Here is a 16,156-nt window from a genome sequence, read left to right as displayed (position 1 = left end):
TGAAGTAACTGACTGAGCCAATGCCCGGAACGGTTCCTGCTTTTGATTGGGTGAAGCGTTACCCCGTCTTCTGGATCAACCTTCAGCGGGAGCCTAATCGGTGCAAACGCATGCGTGCTGCACTAAGCGCAGGCAACTGGAAGCACTGTCGCTGGAATGCCATCGATGGAAGTCATCCTTCTCATCACTTCTGGGCAAGGGAACGTCCCTGGCAACAAGCCGCCACTCTTCCCGGATTGCAACGCGACAGTGAGGCAGACCCTCACCGCCGCACCAACCGGAATGAATTGGCCTGCTTATGCAGCTGGCAACAGTTGATCGAATCGCTCAGCCGACAGACCAGTCCCAGCGGGTGGTTTCTGCTCATGGAAGACGACGTTGGCAGCAGCCTGGCTGAGCCAATGCAATGGCCCGTTTTACTTGACGACATCGTCAACCAAGCAGGGAGTCAGGCCATGGCAATCCAACTGGCACCGATCAATGGAGGCGTGCGCGAAATGCTTTACCAGCGCTGGAAAGTCAGTGAAGGCAGCGAAGTAGTGGTGCCGAAAGAGAAGGTGCGCAGCCATGGCAACGGAGCCGTGCTGCTGCATGAAAACGCGGTTCCATTACTGAGCCGACGCATTGGCCAATGGATCGAACAGTGGTTTCCTCAGCTGCACTTACTGGGACATCCCCTCAATGTGCGCCCCGTCGCTGACAAATGGCTCTATGCCTCACTCCCTCCCGGCAGTTGCTGGGTGAGCACCTTTCCCCTGTTCTGCCTGGAAGCTGAGACTTCCTCATTGCATCAAGAGCATGTGACGAGCTTCCATCAAGCCAGCCGCAATATGACACTCAAACTCTGGCGGGAAGGGGGCCACCGACCGCTTCTGGATGCCTATGAGGCTTGGCAAAATGGATGAGCGAAGCACCAAAAAAAGATCAAGAAGAAACTTGATCAAATTGATTAAAAGCGGATGAAGAGATTCGAACTCTCGACCCTCTCCTTGGCAAGGAGATGCTCTACCACTGAGCTACATCCGCGATCGTCACTCGGGAGACGTCCCTTGCAACCAGATCAGCATGCACTACTAAGGGGCCCACGGTCAATCCACCGCAACCCCAGGAGCTCTGGTTAGGAACAAGCTGAAGGGATGAAAACAACCCAGCCAACTCAGTGCGACCCTGCCATCTTGTGGCGAAGCTGCTTCACCCGATCGCGCAGGTTGGCCGCTTCTTCGAAATCGAGCTTCTTGGCCGCCTCTTTCATCTTGGCCTCGAGCTGATCAATCAGTTCCGGTAGCGCCTCCAACGCCAAGCCGGCATTGGGATCGTTCTCCAGGGCCTTGGCCGCCTTTCCGACGACTTCCACCAGATCGGCATCGGGGCCGTCCTGCTTCAGCTTGCGGCTCAACTCCAGGAAGCTGAGGATAGAATTACTTGCTTTTTTGCCCGCTGCCGTCGGCACCACGCCGTGCTTCTCGTTGTAGGTCTGCTGGATCGCCCGGCGGCGCTCGGTTTCAGAGATGGCCTTGGCCATTGAGTCGGTCATGTTGTCGGCATAGAGCAGCGCCACCCCTTCCACGTGGCGGGCCGCGCGGCCGATGGTCTGAATCAAGGAGCGCTCAGCCCGCAGGAAGCCTTCCTTGTCGGCATCGAGGATCGCCACCAGGCTGACCTCCGGCAGGTCCAGGCCCTCTCGCAGCAGGTTCACCCCCACCAGCACGTCGTATTCCCCCAAGCGCAGGTCCTGAATGATCTCGATCCGCTCGATCGAGTGGATCTCCGAGTGCAAGTAGCGCACCCGCACCTCGTTCTCCGCCAAGTAATCGGTGAGGTCTTCCGCCATTCGCTTGGTGAGGGTGGTGACCAGCACCCGCTGGTTCTTGCCCGCCCGATCGCGGATCTCCCCCAGCAAATCGTCCACCTGCCCCGTCGTGGGCCGCACCTCCACAACGGGATCCAAAACCCCGGTGGGGCGAATCACCTGCTCGGCTACCTCTCCGCCGCTTACTTCCATTTCCCAGCCTCCCGGGGTAGCTGAAACGAACACTGTCTGACGCGCCTTTTCCCAGAACTCAGCCGCTTTCAGCGGCCGGTTATCGGCGGCACTGGGCAGGCGGAAACCATGCTCGATCAGCACCTTCTTACGGGCCTGGTCGCCGTTGTACATCGCCTGCAGCTGCGAACAAGTGACGTGGCTCTCGTCCACGATCAGGAGCCAGTCGTCGGGAAAGTAATCAATCAGGCACTCCGGTGGGGTGCCCTCCTCGCGCCCAGCCAGATGGCGGGCGTAGTTCTCCACCCCATTGCAGTAGCCCACCTGCCCAAGCATCTCCAGGTCGTACTTGGTGCGTTGCTCCAGCCGCTGGGCTTCCAGCAACTTGCCTTCGCCGTTGAGCACATCCAACCGCTCCCGCAGCTCTGAACGGATGGCGCTGATGGCGGAATCGAGCCGATCTTTGGGGGTGACGAAGTGCTTGGCCGGGTAGATGTTCACCGCATCCATGCTCTGCAGGATTTCGCCGGTGGTGGGGTCGACATAGCGGATCGCCTCCACCTCATCGCCGAACAGCTCGATCCGCACCAGCCGGTCTTCGTAGGCGGGGCCGATCTCCAGCACATCCCCCTTCATCCGAAAACGGCCGCGGGCAATTTCGGTGTCGTTGCGGCTGTACTGGTTGTTGACCAGCTCGCGCAGCTGACCGCGGATGTTGAGGGTCTCCCCCACCTCGAATTTCACCGCTGCCTTGAGGTATTCGCTTGGAATCCCCAGGCCGTAGATGCAGCTGATCGAAGCCACCACGATCACATCGCGCCGTTCAAACAGCGAGCGCGTCGCCGAGTGACGCAGCATGTCGATCTCTTCGTTGATCGACGCCGTCTTGGCGATGTAGGTGTCGCTGACCGGAACGTAGGCCTCCGGCTGGTAGTAGTCGTAATAGGAGATGAAGTACTCAACGGCGTTCTCGGGAAAGAACTCCCGCAGCTCGTTGCAGAGCTGCGCCGCCAGGGTTTTGTTATGGGCCAGCACCAGAGCCGGACGGCCGGTCTGGGCGATCACGTTGGCCATCGTGAATGTCTTGCCGGTGCCCGTCGCCCCCAGCAGGGTCTGATAGCGCTCACCACCATTCACCCCCTTCACCAGCTGCTTGATCGCCGTGGGCTGATCGCCCTTGGGGCTGTAGGGCGCCGTGAGGTCGTAGGCGGGCATGGGTGCGGGGCCAGACGGCGGCCGTCAATTATCGCCGGGGAGCAAGATGAAGTGCTGCGGCTCCCCGACCAGTGACCCCGATCCGGCTGGTTCACCATGCCCCCGGCGCCCCTGGCCTGCGCTGGCTGGGTCTCGGGCCGGATCTGTACCCCAGCCGAGCCCTACTCAAGCTGCAACGGCTGTTCGATCGCCACGCCTTCTGGGCCCGCGGCCGCAGCTTTGCTCAGCTGCGGCGGTTGCTGGCCGGCAGCGATGCGGTGGTGAGCCTCTGGCGCGGAAAGCGGCTCGTGGGCTTCGGCCGGGCCACTTCCGATGGCTTCAGCCGCGCCGTGCTCTGGGACATCGTGGTGGCCGGAGATCTGCAGGGCCATGGCCTGGGCCGCCGGGTGATCGAAGAACTGCTGCACACCCCGCCCGTGGTGGGCGTGGAACGGGTCTATCTAATGACCACCAAGAGTGCGGGCTTCTACCGGCAACTGGGCTTCCAAGATGCGAACCCCCAGCAGTTGATGGTGCTGCGCCGCTGAGCCGTCTCAATTCGGCCAAGCCCGGTACGATCCGAGCTCGTCAGATCAGCCGATGCCCCGGTCCGCGTCCCAGCCCACTGACGACGCCCTGCAGGGCAATCTGTTCGGGGCTCCTGAGCCGGCAGCCCCAGCATCGACGGCAACCACCAGCGAACCTGAGGCCGCCAGCCACGACCTCAGCGACGACGAACTAGGGGCCGATGCCGCCGCCCGGCCCCGAACGCGCCAGGCCACCTCAAGCGACACCAGCAGCGACGAGCCAGCTGCAAACGATCCCGAACCCAGCAGCGACGAACCGGCCTGGGCCCACCACAGCCAGCTGGATCCACTGCAGCTCACGCCGATGCTGCGCCACTACGTGGAGCTCAAGGCCGCCCATCCCGAGCGGGTTCTGCTCTACCGACTGGGCGACTTCTTCGAGTGCTTCTTCGAAGACGCGATCGAACTCTCCCGGGTGCTGGAACTCACCCTCACCGGCAAGGAGGGCGGCAAGGCCATCGGCCGGGTGCCGATGGCGGGCATCCCTCACCATGCCGCCGAGCGCTACTGCGCCGAACTGATCAAGCAGGGCTACAGCGTGGCCCTCTGCGATCAGCTGGAGACCACCCCCACCAAGGGCGCCCTGCTCAAACGGGACATCACCCGGGTGCTGACCCCAGGCACGGTGCTGGAGGAAGGCATGCTCAGCGCCCGCCGCAACAACTGGCTGGCGGCGGTGGTGGTGGAGCCAGCCAAGGGCAAGCAACCGCTGCGCTGGGGCCTGGCCAGCGCCGATGTGAGCACCGGCGAGGTGCAAGTGATGCAGCGGGAGGAGAGCAGCGCCCTGCACCAGCAACTGGCCCAGCAGGAGGCCTCCGAACTGCTCTGGAGCGCCGAGCACGACGCGGGCCGGCCGGCCTGGTGTCCGGAAAGGCTGCGGCTGACGCTAATGGCCAGCACCCCCTTCAGCCCCGCCGAGGCGGAGCACACCCTGCAGCAGCACTACGGCCTCAGCAGCCTCGATGGCCTGGGGCTGCCGGAGCATCCCCTGGCCCTGCAGGCCCTCGGCGGCCTGCTGCGCTACCTGCAGGAGACTCAGCCCCTGGAGGACGACAGCCGCATTCCCCTGGAGGTGCCGGCGATCGTGCACCGCGGCGATGCCCTGGTGCTGGATGCCCAAACCCGCCGCAACTTAGAACTCACCGCCACCCAGCGCGACAACCAATTGCAGGGGTCGTTGCTCTGGGCCATCGATCGCACCCTCACCGCCATGGGCGGCCGTTGCCTGCGCCGCTGGCTGGAAGCGCCCTTGATGGACCGCGAGGCCATTCAGCAGCGGCAGGATCTGGTCAGCAGCCTGGTGGGCGAACGCAGCCTGCGGCTGACGATCCGCCAGCTGCTGCGGCCGATGGGAGATCTGGAACGGTTGGCCGGACGGGCTGGGGCGGGCCATGCCGGTGCCAGGGATCTGGTGGCCATCGCCGATGGCCTGGAACGGTTGCCCCAACTCACCGCACGGCTGGAGGCAGCGATCAGCGCGGGACCCGACTGGTTGCAACAGCTGCTCAGCCCCGATCCAGCCCTGGCGGAACTGGCCCAGACGATTCGCCACAACCTGGTGGAAGCACCGCCCCTATCGCTCTCGGAAGGCGATCTGATTCACGACGGCGTCGACCCGCTGCTCGATGGATTGCGCAACCAGCTGGACGATCAGGACGCCTGGCTCAACCATCAGGAGCAACAGGAGCGCCAACGCAGTGGCATCAGCACCCTGAAGCTGCAGCACCACCGCACCTTCGGCTACTTCCTGGCGGTGAGCAAAGCCAAGGCCAGCTCGGTGCCGGACCACTGGATCCGGCGCCAGACCCTGGCCAACGAGGAACGCTTCATCACGCCCGACCTCAAGGAGCGGGAGGGCCGCATCTTCCAGCTGCGGGCCCGCGCCTGCCAGCGGGAATACGAGCTGTTCTGCCAATTGCGGGAGCAGGTGGGCGCCATGGCCGCCCCGATCCGCCAGGCGGCCCGCGCCGTTGCTGCGCTGGATGCCCTAACAGGCCTGGCCGATGTGGCCGCCAGTGGTGGCTACTGCGCCCCCACCATCACCGAGAGCCGCGCCCTGCAGCTGGAGGCCAGCCGCCATCCAGTGGTGGAGCAACGGCTGGTGGAAACCGCCTTCACTCCCAACGATGTGCAACTCGGTGACGGCACCGACCTGGTGGTGCTCACCGGCCCCAACGCCAGTGGAAAAAGCTGCTATTTGCGTCAGATCGGCCTGATCCAGTTGATGGCCCAGATCGGCAGCTGGGTACCGGCCCGATCCGCCAGCGTGGGCATCGCCGATCGGATCTTCACGCGGGTGGGTGCCGTGGATGATCTGGCCGCCGGCCAGTCCACCTTCATGGTGGAGATGGCCGAAACCGCCAACATCCTGCACCACGCCAGCGATCGATCCCTGGTGCTCCTCGATGAGATCGGCCGGGGCACCGCCACCTTTGATGGCCTCTCGATCGCCTGGGCCGTGAGCGAGCACCTGGCCGGCGATCTAGGCAGCCGCACGGTGTTCGCCACCCACTATCACGAGCTCAACAACCTGGCCTCCGAACGCGACAACGTCGCCAACTTCCAGGTGCTGGTGGAGGAAACCGGCGACGACTTGGTCTTTCTGCACCAGGTGCAATCCGGCGGCGCCAGCCGCAGCTACGGCATCGAAGCGGCGCGCTTAGCCGGCGTGCCCAAGCCGGTGGTGCAACGGGCGCGTCAGGTGCTGGATCAGCTGGCGGCCTGAAGCATCAAGCCGAAGGCAACGCGCGCATCAGGCTGCCCATCTCCAGCGCCTCCAGCCCATAGCTCCAGCCGAGGTTGCTCTTGATGCCAGCCCGCTCCAGCGCCTGTTGCATCGTGTCGGTGGTCAACACCCCGAAGATCACCGGCACGGACGTGTCTCGGGCCACCGCCGCAATGCCCTTGCTGGCTTCTGCGACGACCACATCGAAATGGGGCGTGTCGCCACGGATCACCGCCCCCAAGGTGATCAGCACCTGGTACTGACCGGAGCGGGCCATCTGCTGCGCCACGATCGGCAGTTCGAATGAACCAGGCACCCAGGCCACATCGAGCTGTGAACTGGTCTCCGACACATCAACGCCATGGCGCTTGAGGCAGTCGAGACAACCGCTCAGCAGCTTGGCGGTGACCAGATCGTTGAAACGAGCCACGACGATGCCGACGCGCAGACCAGCTGCGTCAGAGAAACGTCCTTCGAACGTGGCCATTGGGAAGGTGCCGACTGAATCTCAGCCATCGTGGCACCCGCCGGTTGCGGCTGACAGACGAAATCAGACGACGAAGAAGCTCACACCCCAGTTCAGCAGCACCAGGGCGACCCAAACAGCACTGCCCAGCAGGATCAGACGGTTGGAGCGGCCGCTGTCCTCGCTGGAGGCATACAGCACCGGCACCGCAACGATCAAGGCAAAAGAAGCCACCACCAGGGCCAGAACGGTCAGCGTGTTGATGAACTGCATGGAACTGGAAGTCAGGGTTCGATTTTCACATGTGAACAGATAGCCAGGAGGCAATGCAGGCCACTCTTCACACCATGAAGGCGTTCCGTCCCTGTACCACCAGCAAAATGCTGCCAATCGGCCACACCAGCTGAATGGCAGCACCCTTACCTGACTTCCTTGGCCTCGGCACCCAGAAAGGTGGAACAACCACGCTGCATCGCTTGCTGGGGCAGCACCCGGACGTTTATCTGCCGGCCTGCAAGGAAGTTCATTTCTTTGATCAGAACTACAACGCCGGCGAAGACTGGTACCGGGAACACTTTCAAGGAGCCCAGCCGGCTCAACGTTGCGGAGACATCACGCCCTTCTATCTATTCCACCCCGATGTGCCTGGGCGGATTCATCAACATCTCCCCAACGCTCGTCTGATCGTGCTGCTAAGGGACCCTGTCGAAAGGGCCATTTCACAGGTGTTTCATGCCCAACGACTCGGTTTTGAACCACTCCCGGTGGATGAAGCATTGGCGGCGGAACAAGGCCGACTCGCCACAGGTGACCCTTACAGCTTTCAAAAGCACAGCTACCTCAGCCGCAGCCTCTACCTAGAGCAGCTGAACCGCTACGAAGCCCTCTTCCCCCGGGAGCAGCTGCTGATCCTGCGCAGTGAAGACCTGTTCTCCACGCCGGAGCGCATCTGGCAGCAGCTGCTCAGTTTTCTCCAGCTCAAGCCCATTGCTTGGCCCGGGGCGTTGCCCCGCGCCAATGCAGGCGACGGGCTGGCTGACCGTATCGACCCAGCCCTACGCCAACAACTCAGGCAGCAACTGGCAGAAACCGTTGCTGGCGTCCGGAGCCGCTATGGCATCGAATGGGAGTGGAGCTGAGGCGAAGTCTTAGACGCGGGCCGCTACAGCGCTGCCCAGCGCATCGCGCAGACCACGCACCACAGCCACCATCGCCAGCTCATCCTGCAGGCGATTCACGGCAGAACCAACACCAACACCGGCCGCACCGGCAGCGATGGCCATCGGCAGCGTCACCGCAGAAAGACCAGACGCACACAGAACGGGCACATCGACAGCGCGGCTGATGCTGTGGGCCGCCGCCAGGGTGGGGGCAGCCTTCTCGATCAAGCCCAGGTGGCCAGCGCTGAAGGGCTTGGCACTGGTGCCGCCCTCGGTCTGGATCAAATCGGCACCGGCGGCCACCAAATCGATGGCCAGCTGCTCCTGCTCATCCATCGGCAACACATGGGGCACCGTGACGCTCAACACAACGTTGGGCAGCAGTTGGCGGGTGCGGCGGGTGAGCTCGAGCACCTCAGCCGCGTCAAAGATCCGGCCCTGGGGATAGAAGGCGTCGTAGTTGCCGATCTCCACCATCAGCGCACCGGCCGCCACCGCCGCGGGGAACTGCTCGGCCTCCACTGACGACACGCACACGGGCACGCCACCGGAGGCCTCAATCGCCAGACGCACCAGGGCTGGGTCGCAGGCCACGTCGATCAGATCAGCACCGCCACGCCTGGCTGCACGGGCGACCCGCTCCACGCTGGCGGCATCGAAATTCATCAGGCCGGCGATCACCTTGAGCGCACAGCGCTGCTCAAGACTGCGCTGAAGAGAAACGGGCAGCTGCTGAAGACGGGTCATGGGGGACTGGACAGCGATGCCCTGATTCTCACACCGTGGGGGAAACGCACCTCTCCCTTTGGGCTGGACGTCCTGGCATGACCGCCTGCACCGGCGCCTGCTGATGCAGCCGCAGCTGCTGCCCCAAGGCAGCTCACTGCTGCTGGCGGTGTCCGGCGGACAAGACTCCATGGCTCTGCTGGCGTTGCTGCAAGATCTGGCGCCCATGCACGGCTGGAGCCTGAGCATTTGGCATGGCGACCACCGCTGGCACGACGGCTCCAGCCAGATCGCCGCGGAGCTCGGGGCCTGGTGCCAACAGCGGGAACTCCTCCTCCAGGTGGACCAGGCAGCGCCAGGACAGGTCCCTAGTGAAGCCAAAGCCCGGCAGTGGCGTTACGAACGGCTGGAACAACGGGCCCGCGAAGCAGGCGCCGATGTGGTGACGGGCCACACCGCCAGCGATCGGGCCGAAACGATGCTGATGCAACTGGCCCGCGGCAGCGACCTCGCCGGTCTGGCGGCACTGCCCAGCGTCCGCCCCCTGAGCTCGGAGGGTCCCCACCTGCGTAGGCCGCTGCTGCACCTGCAACGCCACGACACCCTGCAGATCTGCCAAGACCTGGCCCTGCCCATCTGGGACGACCCGAGCAACCAATCCGCTGATTTCGCCCGCAACCGGATCCGTCAGGAGGTGCTGCCCGTGCTCGAGGAACTGCATCCGGGCTGCAGTCTGCGGATGAGCGATCTGGCCGAACGGGTGTCCCAGGTGCGGGACAGTCAGACAGAACTCAGCCGGATGGCCCTGGAGCTTCTGCAAACCCCAGCCGGACTGGACCGCCGCGGCCTGGGGGCGTTGAACCCAGCCACCCGCCGCCTGCTGCTGGCGCAATGGCTGCAGCAGCAGGGGGTGCCACCACTTCCGGCCCCTCAACTGGACGAGCTCAGTCGGCGACTGGACAAGGGTGCCCCCGGCGGTTCAGCCGATCTTCTCGGGGGCTGGCAACTCAGCTGGAAGGGGGCGGAGCTGATGCTGCTGCAGCGCGAAGCAGGGCATTGACCGCCGCCGCCACCAGACCCGCGCCCCCACGACTGCCCTCCAAACGAATCTGAGCCAGGCCGCTGGCCGCCAGATGCCTCTTGCTTTCCGCCACCCCCACGAAGCCCACCGGCATGCCGATCACCAGGCTGGGGGCCTGGGCCCCGGCGGCCACCCGCTGCAACAGCACCTCCAGCGCTGTCGGTGCACTGCCGATCAGCACCACTGGAGTGGGTGACGCCACCGCGAGCGTCGTCCAGGCCTGCTCCATGCCAGCGGCCGTGCGCGTCGAACCCTGCGGTGCCAGCTCTGGAGCCCACTCCAGCACCGTGTGCACCGCGCTGCCGAGGGTGCGTTGGGCCATCGGGGCCACCGCTGCCGCTGCCATCGCGGTATCCGTCAGGATCGGCGCCCCCTGCCGCAGCGCCTCCACCCCCTGCTCACAGGCCCCCTCGCTGAATTGCAGCAGGGGCCCCAGGGAAAGATCACCACTGCTGTGCACCAGCCGTTCCAGCACCTGCTGTTGCAGCGGAGGCAAGCCCGTGTCGCCCAGAGCCGCCTGGATCCGCCGGATGCTTTCAGTGAAGATCGGGTGATCCTGGGCCATCCACGCCATCATCAACCCATGCCGATCCATCTGCTCTGGGGTGATGACGCCGCCGCGCGGGACCGGGCCATCGAGGCTCTGATCGGCCAGGTGATCGACCCCAGCTGGAGCAGCCTCAACCTCAGCCGCCTGGATGGGGCAGACGCTGGTCAAGCCCTGCAGGCCCTCGAGGAGGCCCGCACACCTCCCTTCGCCACGGGCGAACGGCTGGTGCTGCTGCAGCGCAGTCCGTTCTGCAACGGCTGTCCCAGTGAGCTGGCCGACCGGTTTGAAGCCGCCCTTGAGCTCATCCCCGACACCAGCCACCTGGTGCTGGTGAACCCTGCCAAACCGGATGGTCGCCTGCGAACCACCAAAACCCTGCAGAAGCGAATCAAAACCGGGCTCGCTCAGGAACAGAGCTTCCCGCTGCCAGCCGCCTGGGATGGCAATGGTCAGCGCCAATTAGTACAACGCACTGCCGAGGCCCTTGGCCTGCAGGTCGACCCAGATGCCATCGATGCCCTGGTGGAGGCCATCGGCACCGACAGCGCCCGACTCGAATCAGAACTGCGCAAGCTTTCCCTGCGCGGCACCACCATTTCCGCTGCGCGGGTTCAGGAGCTGGTGGGGGGACGCTCCACCAACGCCCTGGCCGTGGGCGATGCGCTGCTGGAGGGCAACCCCGGCGAAGCGATTGCCCGCTGGGATGCCCTGATCGAAGCGGGGGAACCAGCCCTGCGCATCGTGGCCACCCTCACCGGTCAGATCCGCGGCTGGCTCTGGGTGAGCATGCTGGAACAGCAAGGGGAACGGGATGTGGCGGTGATCGCCAAGGCCGCTGGCATCGGCAACCCCAAACGCATCTACGTGATGCGCAAGCAACTGCAGGGTCGGCCAGCCAAACGTTTCCTCTCCTTGCTAGGCCGACTGCTTGAGGTGGAGGCGCGGCTCAAACGCGGTGCCCAGCCTGGCGATGCCTTCCGCGACGGACTGCTGGGCTGATCGCTGCCCGCCAGGTGAGAAAATCCAGCGTTGCTGAAGCCCGGCCCATGGCCCTCCTGGTGCAGAAATTCGGGGGCACCTCCGTCGGCAGCGTGGAACGCATCAAGGCAGTGGCCGATCGGATCGGACGTTGCCGTGAGGAGGGGCACGACGTAGTCGTGGTGGTCTCCGCCATGGGCCACACCACCGATGAATTGACGGGTCTGGCCAACGCCATCACCTCTGCCCCCACCCAGCGAGAGATGGACATGCTGCTGGCCAGTGGCGAACAGGTGTCGATCGCCTTGCTGGCGATGGCCTTGAACGCCCAAGGGGTCAGTGCAACATCCATGACTGGTCCGCAGGTGGGCATCGCCACGGAATCCACCCATGGCCGGGCCAGGATCCTCGGGATTCGCACCGACCGAATCCGCAACCGCCTCACAGCTGGCCAGGTGGTGGTGGTTGCCGGTTTCCAGGGCACCAGCACCAGCAGTGATGGCCTCAACGAAATCACCACCCTTGGGCGCGGGGGCTCCGACACCTCCGCTGTCGCCCTGGCGGCGGCCCTGGGTGCCAATGCCTGCGAGATCTACACCGACGTTCCGGGTGTTCTCAGCACCGATCCGCGCAAGGTGTCCGATGCCCAGCTGATGGACACGATCAGCTGCGACGAAATGCTGGAACTTGCCAGCCTTGGGGCCTCCGTGCTGCATCCCAGGGCCGTTGAGATCGCCCGCAACTACGGCGTGAATCTTGTGGTGCGCTCCAGTTGGAGCGACGCACCCGGCACCCGGATCACCAGCCGTTCAGCCCGTCCGATCAGCAGCAGCGGCCTGGAGCTCGGCAGTCCTGTGGATGGGATGGAGGAAGTGGGCGGACAGGCTGTGGTCGCCCTCTCCCACATTCCCGATCAGCCCGGTATTGCCGCACGACTGTTTGAAACCCTCTCCGATGCAGGAATCAATGTGGACCTGATCATTCAGGCCACCCACGAGGGCAGCAGCAACGACATCACCTTCACGGTTGCCGAAGCGGATCTCGCGCTGGCCCGCACTGTGAGCCAGAAGGTTCTCGATCAACTGGGCGGCGATCTGGCATCCGAAGCAGGGCTGACGAAGCTCAGCATCAGCGGGGCCGGAATCATGGGGCGCCCTGGCATTGCCGCCGGGCTGTTCAACTGCCTGTGTCAGCAAGGCATCAACCTTCGCCTGATCGCCACCAGTGAGGTGAAGGTGAGCTGCGTGATTGACTCCGGCGCCGGCAGCAAGGCAGTTCAGGCGGTGCAGGAGGCCTTCGACCTGGAGGACTCACAAATCTGCATCAATCCCACCGACAACGGCAGCGGGGAACCGGAAGTGCGCGGCGTCGCCCTCGACCGCGACCAGGTGCAACTGAGTGTTCGCCACGTGCCCGATCGACCCGGCACCGCAGCGGCGCTCTGTTCAGCCCTGGCGGACAACAGCATCAGCCTCGATGCGATCGTTCAATCGGAACGGCAACACAACGACGGATCGCGCGACATCACCTTCATCCTGCGCAAGGACGACCGCGCCCGCGCCGATGTGGCCCTGGCACCCCTGCTGGCCCAGTGGCCCGGAGCCGCTCTGGAAGATGGTGAGGCCATTGCCCGGGTGAGTGCTGTGGGGGCTGGGATGCCGGCAACGCCAGGAACAGCGGGGCGCATGTTCCGTGCTCTGGCGGATGCAGGCATCAACATCGGCCTAATCGCCACCAGTGAAATCAGAACCAGCTGCGTGGTGGCAGAAGAGGCTGGCGTCGAGGCCCTCCAAGTGGTGCACGCCGGGTTCGGACTGGGTGGTGATGAACGTCACTCCGCCCAAGGCACCCCATCACCTCACGACGCCAGCTGAAGGTCTACAACTGGGATACCGGAACCCCAAGCGTGGACGCCGATTTCGAGCAGCACTACCAAGCAGCGGAACGGGCTTACGGCCTCGGGGAGTACACCGAGGCTCATGCCCTCGCCTCGGCGTTGTGGGATCAACTCCAAAGCGCATCAGACGAGCAAGACCAAAGCCTCGTCTTGGGATGGCGGGCTGTGGTGGCGTTGCTCCTGGGGCACATCCAGCTGCATGGACTCCAGCAACCGGAGCAAGCCGCCCTCTCTTACGAACGGGTGCTGGACAGTGAACCGGAGGCCACCCTTGCGGCCCTGGCGGAACAAGGGCTAGAGCTCTGCCGATCGCAGAACACCGTCATCAGCGCAGCAACAACGACACCTGCAACCGATGTCGTCCTCCCAGACCTGCTGAAGGATCCCTTCCTAACAACGGATGCCGATCAAGCCAAGCCAGCACAGCCCCATGTGGTCACGGCGTTGCCGTGGTTGCCCAGTGACGAGGAACCCCGGCCCACGCCCACTGCGGCTGGCACTCCCTCTCCGGATCCGGCACCAACCTCAGCGCCTGCGGTCGCCCTGGAACCGGAGATCACAACCGAGCCAACGGAGCAGCGACCGAGCGACGGGATCGAAGTCGAGGTCGAACCAACACCCCAGGAGCCTGCAGCCAAGGATCTCCTGGAGCAATCGTGGCTCCGCAGACAACTTCAACCTGCAATCAAAAGCCCCACCGACTCCACTGAGCCGATGGGGCTGATGAACAGGATCAAAGGGGCCTTCGCCCGCTCAGCTGGCCGCTGAACGACGACGACGGGTGCGCCCTGCAGGCATCTCCGCTTCGACCGGCTGTTGCACAGCAGCAGCTTTCTCGACAACCGGTTGGGGAGTCACTTTCTCGACCACAGCGGTTGCTGTTGCTGCCGCCGCACGGACGGGGGCCGGCGTTGGTGAGCCAGAACGGCCGTTGCCATTGCCCTGATTGGTGCGCACAGGAGCGGGTGTTCCACCACCACCGTTACGACGGCCATAGGGGGAACCACCTCCACGACCACCGCGACCGCGCGGCGCCGGACGATCATCGGGCTCAGCATCGGCGCGACCCTTGTAAACGGGCGTGCCACCAGGAGCTGGCTGCACCAGGCACAGGATCAGTGGCTCCACCTGCAGTTCACGGCGCATCCGCCGGCCGAGGCCCACCTCCACCTCACGCTGCACACCCATCCAATCCACTTCCGGTGCCTTCTCACCGGTGTTGCGGCAGAGCTGCTTCCAGCGATTTTCGAGCACCCAGGTGACTTCCCGCTCGGTCCACAAGGACATCTTGCGGGCATCTGCCGTGGTGACCACACCCCGCAGGTTCACCCGCGGCGGAGCCACCATGGCGCCATCGGTGCTGATCGCCGCCAGGATCGTCACCACGCCGTCTTCCGCCAACTGTTGGCGCTCCTTCAGAACACGGGCGTCAACGATGCCGTTGCGGGATTGATCCAGCAGCTCAATGCCTGCCTTCACAGCATTGCCCTTGCGGAGCGAATCCGGAGTGAGCTCCACCACGTCACCGTTGTCGATGATCAAGGTGTTGTCGACCGGAACCCCCATGGAGTGGCCGGTTTTGGAGTGCTGCACAAGCATCCGGTGCTCACCGTGCACCGGCACGAAGAACTTGGGCCGGGTGAGGGCCAGCATCAATTTCTGGTCTTCCTGGAAGCCATGGCCGGAGACATGAATGCCCTCGCCTTTCCCGTACACGACCTTGGCGCCCAGCATCATCAGCTTGTCGATCGTGTTGACCACGGAAATCGTGTTCCCGGGGATCGGGCTGGCTGAGAAAATGATCGTGTCGGTGGTCTTCACCCTCACCTGGGGATGTTCACCGCGGGAGATGCGGCTCAGGGCTGCCAGTGGCTCGCCCTGACTACCGGTCATCAGCAACAGCGTTTCACGATCGGGCACATCATTGATCTGCTTGATCGGCACAAACAGCTCATCCGGCGCACGCATGTAGCCCAGTTCCCGGGCTTTGGCGATCACATTGAGCATGGAGCGGCCCAGAAGGCCCACCTTGCGGCCGTTCTTCAGGGCCAACTCCAGAATCATCGACACCCGATGGATCGAGCTGGCGAAGGTGGTCACGATGACCCGACCCTCGGCATTGGCGATGTGGCGGTCCAAGTTGGGGAACACGGAGCGCTCAGGAGGGCAAAAGCCAGGAACTTCCGAGTTGGTGGAATCACTGAACAGACACAAGACCCCCTTTTCACCGTGGTGGGCGAGCCGTGCCATGTCGAAGTTTTCACCATCGACCGGGGTGTGGTCGAACTTGAAATCACCCGTGAAGATCACGGTTCCGACCGGTGTGGAAATGGCCAGCGTGAAGCTGTCGGCCATCGAGTGGGTGTTGCGGATGAACTCCACCGAGAAGTGCTGACCCACCTTCACCACATCGCGCGGACCGACGGTCTGCAGGGTGGTGCGGTCTCTTACCCCCGCTTCGTCCATCTTCCCGGTCAGCATCGAGAGGGCCAGCCGCGGCCCATAGATCACCGGAATGTTGAAGTGCTTGAGGTGGTGAGCAATGCCACCGATGTGGTCTTCATGACCATGGGTGACGATCATGCCGCGGATCCGCTTCTGGTTCTCGCGCAGGAAGCTGGTGTCGGGCAGCACCACATTCACCCCGTGCATGCCATCGCTGGGGAAAGCCAGACCTGCATCCACCAGCATCAGGTCATCGCCGTACTCGAACACACAGGTGTTCTTGCCGATCTCATGCAGTCCACCCAGGGGGATCACCCGAAGACAAGGCTCCTGCCCCTTGCTGGATCGCGCGTTGTTGGCCATAGA

General features: G+C 64.1%; 14 protein-coding genes and 1 tRNA gene. 8 read left to right on the top strand and 7 right to left on the bottom strand.

Translation table 11 applies throughout. The features are described 5' to 3' along the window. Positions 1 to 20 precede the first annotated feature (20 nt). Positions 21 to 905 carry a hypothetical protein gene (locus FZZ92_RS06565; RefSeq protein WP_226422833.1) on the top strand — a complete coding sequence of 295 codons (885 nt, stop codon included), beginning with the start codon at positions 21 to 23 and terminating at the stop codon, positions 903 to 905. 49 nt (positions 906 to 954) lie between these two features. Here the strand turns inward: FZZ92_RS06565 and FZZ92_RS06560 are convergent. Both FZZ92_RS06560 and uvrB read right to left on the bottom strand, forming a co-directional pair. Further along, positions 955 to 1,026: transfer RNA gene (locus FZZ92_RS06560), tRNA-Gly, on the bottom strand. A gap of 130 nt (positions 1,027 to 1,156) precedes the next feature. After that, a complete protein-coding gene (gene uvrB, locus FZZ92_RS06555; protein ID WP_226422832.1) occupies positions 1,157 to 3,196 on the bottom strand; it encodes an excinuclease ABC subunit UvrB in 2,040 nt (679 codons plus the stop codon). 71 nt (positions 3,197 to 3,267) lie between these two features. Between uvrB and FZZ92_RS06550 the strand changes: the two genes are divergently transcribed. Together FZZ92_RS06550 and mutS are read left to right on the top strand one after the other, a co-directional pair. Further along, positions 3,268 to 3,723: a GNAT family N-acetyltransferase gene (locus tag FZZ92_RS06550; protein ID WP_226422831.1), complete on the top strand. Its 456-nt coding sequence runs from the start codon at positions 3,268 to 3,270 to the stop codon at positions 3,721 to 3,723. 52 nt (positions 3,724 to 3,775) lie between these two features. Next, on the top strand, positions 3,776 to 6,487 hold the full coding sequence (mutS, locus tag FZZ92_RS06545; RefSeq protein ID WP_226422830.1) for a DNA mismatch repair protein MutS: 2,712 nt from the start codon (positions 3,776 to 3,778) through the stop codon (positions 6,485 to 6,487). A 4-nt stretch (positions 6,488 to 6,491) separates the two neighbouring features. Here the strand turns inward: mutS and ribH are convergent, their stop codons facing one another. Together ribH and psbZ are read right to left on the bottom strand one after the other, a co-directional pair. Further along, entirely contained in the window at positions 6,492 to 6,974 is a 483-nt protein-coding gene (ribH, locus tag FZZ92_RS06540) for a 6,7-dimethyl-8-ribityllumazine synthase (RefSeq protein ID WP_186494236.1), read from the bottom strand. 63 nt (positions 6,975 to 7,037) lie between these two features. Continuing rightward, the gene (gene psbZ / locus FZZ92_RS06535) at positions 7,038 to 7,226 is read right to left on the bottom strand and encodes a photosystem II reaction center protein PsbZ (RefSeq protein ID WP_006850156.1); all 189 of its coding nucleotides are present in this window, start codon (positions 7,224 to 7,226) and stop codon (positions 7,038 to 7,040) included. A gap of 134 nt (positions 7,227 to 7,360) precedes the next feature. Between psbZ and FZZ92_RS06530 the strand changes: the two genes are divergently transcribed. Further along, positions 7,361 to 8,092 (top strand): sulfotransferase, encoded by a 732-nt coding sequence (locus FZZ92_RS06530; protein WP_226398904.1) that lies wholly within the window; start codon positions 7,361 to 7,363, stop codon positions 8,090 to 8,092. Positions 8,093 to 8,101: 9 nt separating this feature from the next. On the opposite strand, the gene FZZ92_RS06525 is transcribed toward FZZ92_RS06530, so the two are convergent. After that, positions 8,102 to 8,860, bottom strand: coding sequence for a DUF561 domain-containing protein (locus FZZ92_RS06525; protein ID WP_226422829.1), 759 nt, complete (start codon positions 8,858 to 8,860; stop codon positions 8,102 to 8,104). Positions 8,861 to 8,918: 58 nt separating this feature from the next. On the opposite strand from FZZ92_RS06525, the gene tilS reads away from it, so the two are divergent. Beyond that, positions 8,919 to 9,899 carry a tRNA lysidine(34) synthetase TilS gene (gene tilS, locus FZZ92_RS06520; RefSeq protein ID WP_226422828.1) on the top strand — a complete coding sequence of 327 codons (981 nt, stop codon included), beginning with the start codon at positions 8,919 to 8,921 and terminating at the stop codon, positions 9,897 to 9,899. On the opposite strand, the gene FZZ92_RS06515 is transcribed toward tilS, so the two are convergent. Beyond that, entirely contained in the window at positions 9,847 to 10,494 is a 648-nt protein-coding gene (locus FZZ92_RS06515; protein WP_226398907.1) for a precorrin-8X methylmutase, read from the bottom strand. The two genes, tilS and FZZ92_RS06515, sit on opposite strands and share 53 nt — an antisense overlap. Positions 10,495 to 10,503: 9 nt before the next feature. Here FZZ92_RS06515 and holA point away from each other — a divergent pair, with 9 nt between their 5' ends. Genes holA through FZZ92_RS06500 form a run of 3 tightly spaced genes read left to right on the top strand, consistent with a single transcriptional unit; the run spans position 10,504 to position 14,113 of the window. Next, complete coding sequence (gene holA, locus FZZ92_RS06510) at positions 10,504 to 11,469, top strand: DNA polymerase III subunit delta (RefSeq protein ID WP_226422827.1); 966 nt, start codon at positions 10,504 to 10,506, stop codon at positions 11,467 to 11,469. A gap of 47 nt (positions 11,470 to 11,516) precedes the next feature. Beyond that, complete coding sequence (locus tag FZZ92_RS06505; RefSeq protein ID WP_226422826.1) at positions 11,517 to 13,322, top strand: aspartate kinase; 1,806 nt, start codon at positions 11,517 to 11,519, stop codon at positions 13,320 to 13,322. A gap of 32 nt (positions 13,323 to 13,354) precedes the next feature. Continuing rightward, positions 13,355 to 14,113, top strand: a complete 759-nt coding sequence (locus tag FZZ92_RS06500; RefSeq protein WP_226422825.1) for a hypothetical protein — start codon at positions 13,355 to 13,357, stop codon at positions 14,111 to 14,113. Here FZZ92_RS06500 and FZZ92_RS06495 read toward each other — a convergent pair. Further along, positions 14,099 to 16,153, bottom strand: a complete 2,055-nt coding sequence (locus FZZ92_RS06495) for a ribonuclease J (RefSeq protein ID WP_226422824.1) — start codon at positions 16,151 to 16,153, stop codon at positions 14,099 to 14,101. The genes FZZ92_RS06500 and FZZ92_RS06495 overlap by 15 nt on opposite strands. Positions 16,154 to 16,156: the final 3 nt, after the last annotated feature.

Origin of the sequence: Synechococcus sp. MU1611 (assembly GCF_020514255.1) — a bacterium.
Taxonomy (GTDB): domain Bacteria; phylum Cyanobacteriota; class Cyanobacteriia; order PCC-6307; family Cyanobiaceae; genus Parasynechococcus.
Note: the sequence above shows the minus strand (reverse complement) of the source record. Positions and strands in the feature narration are given on the sequence as shown.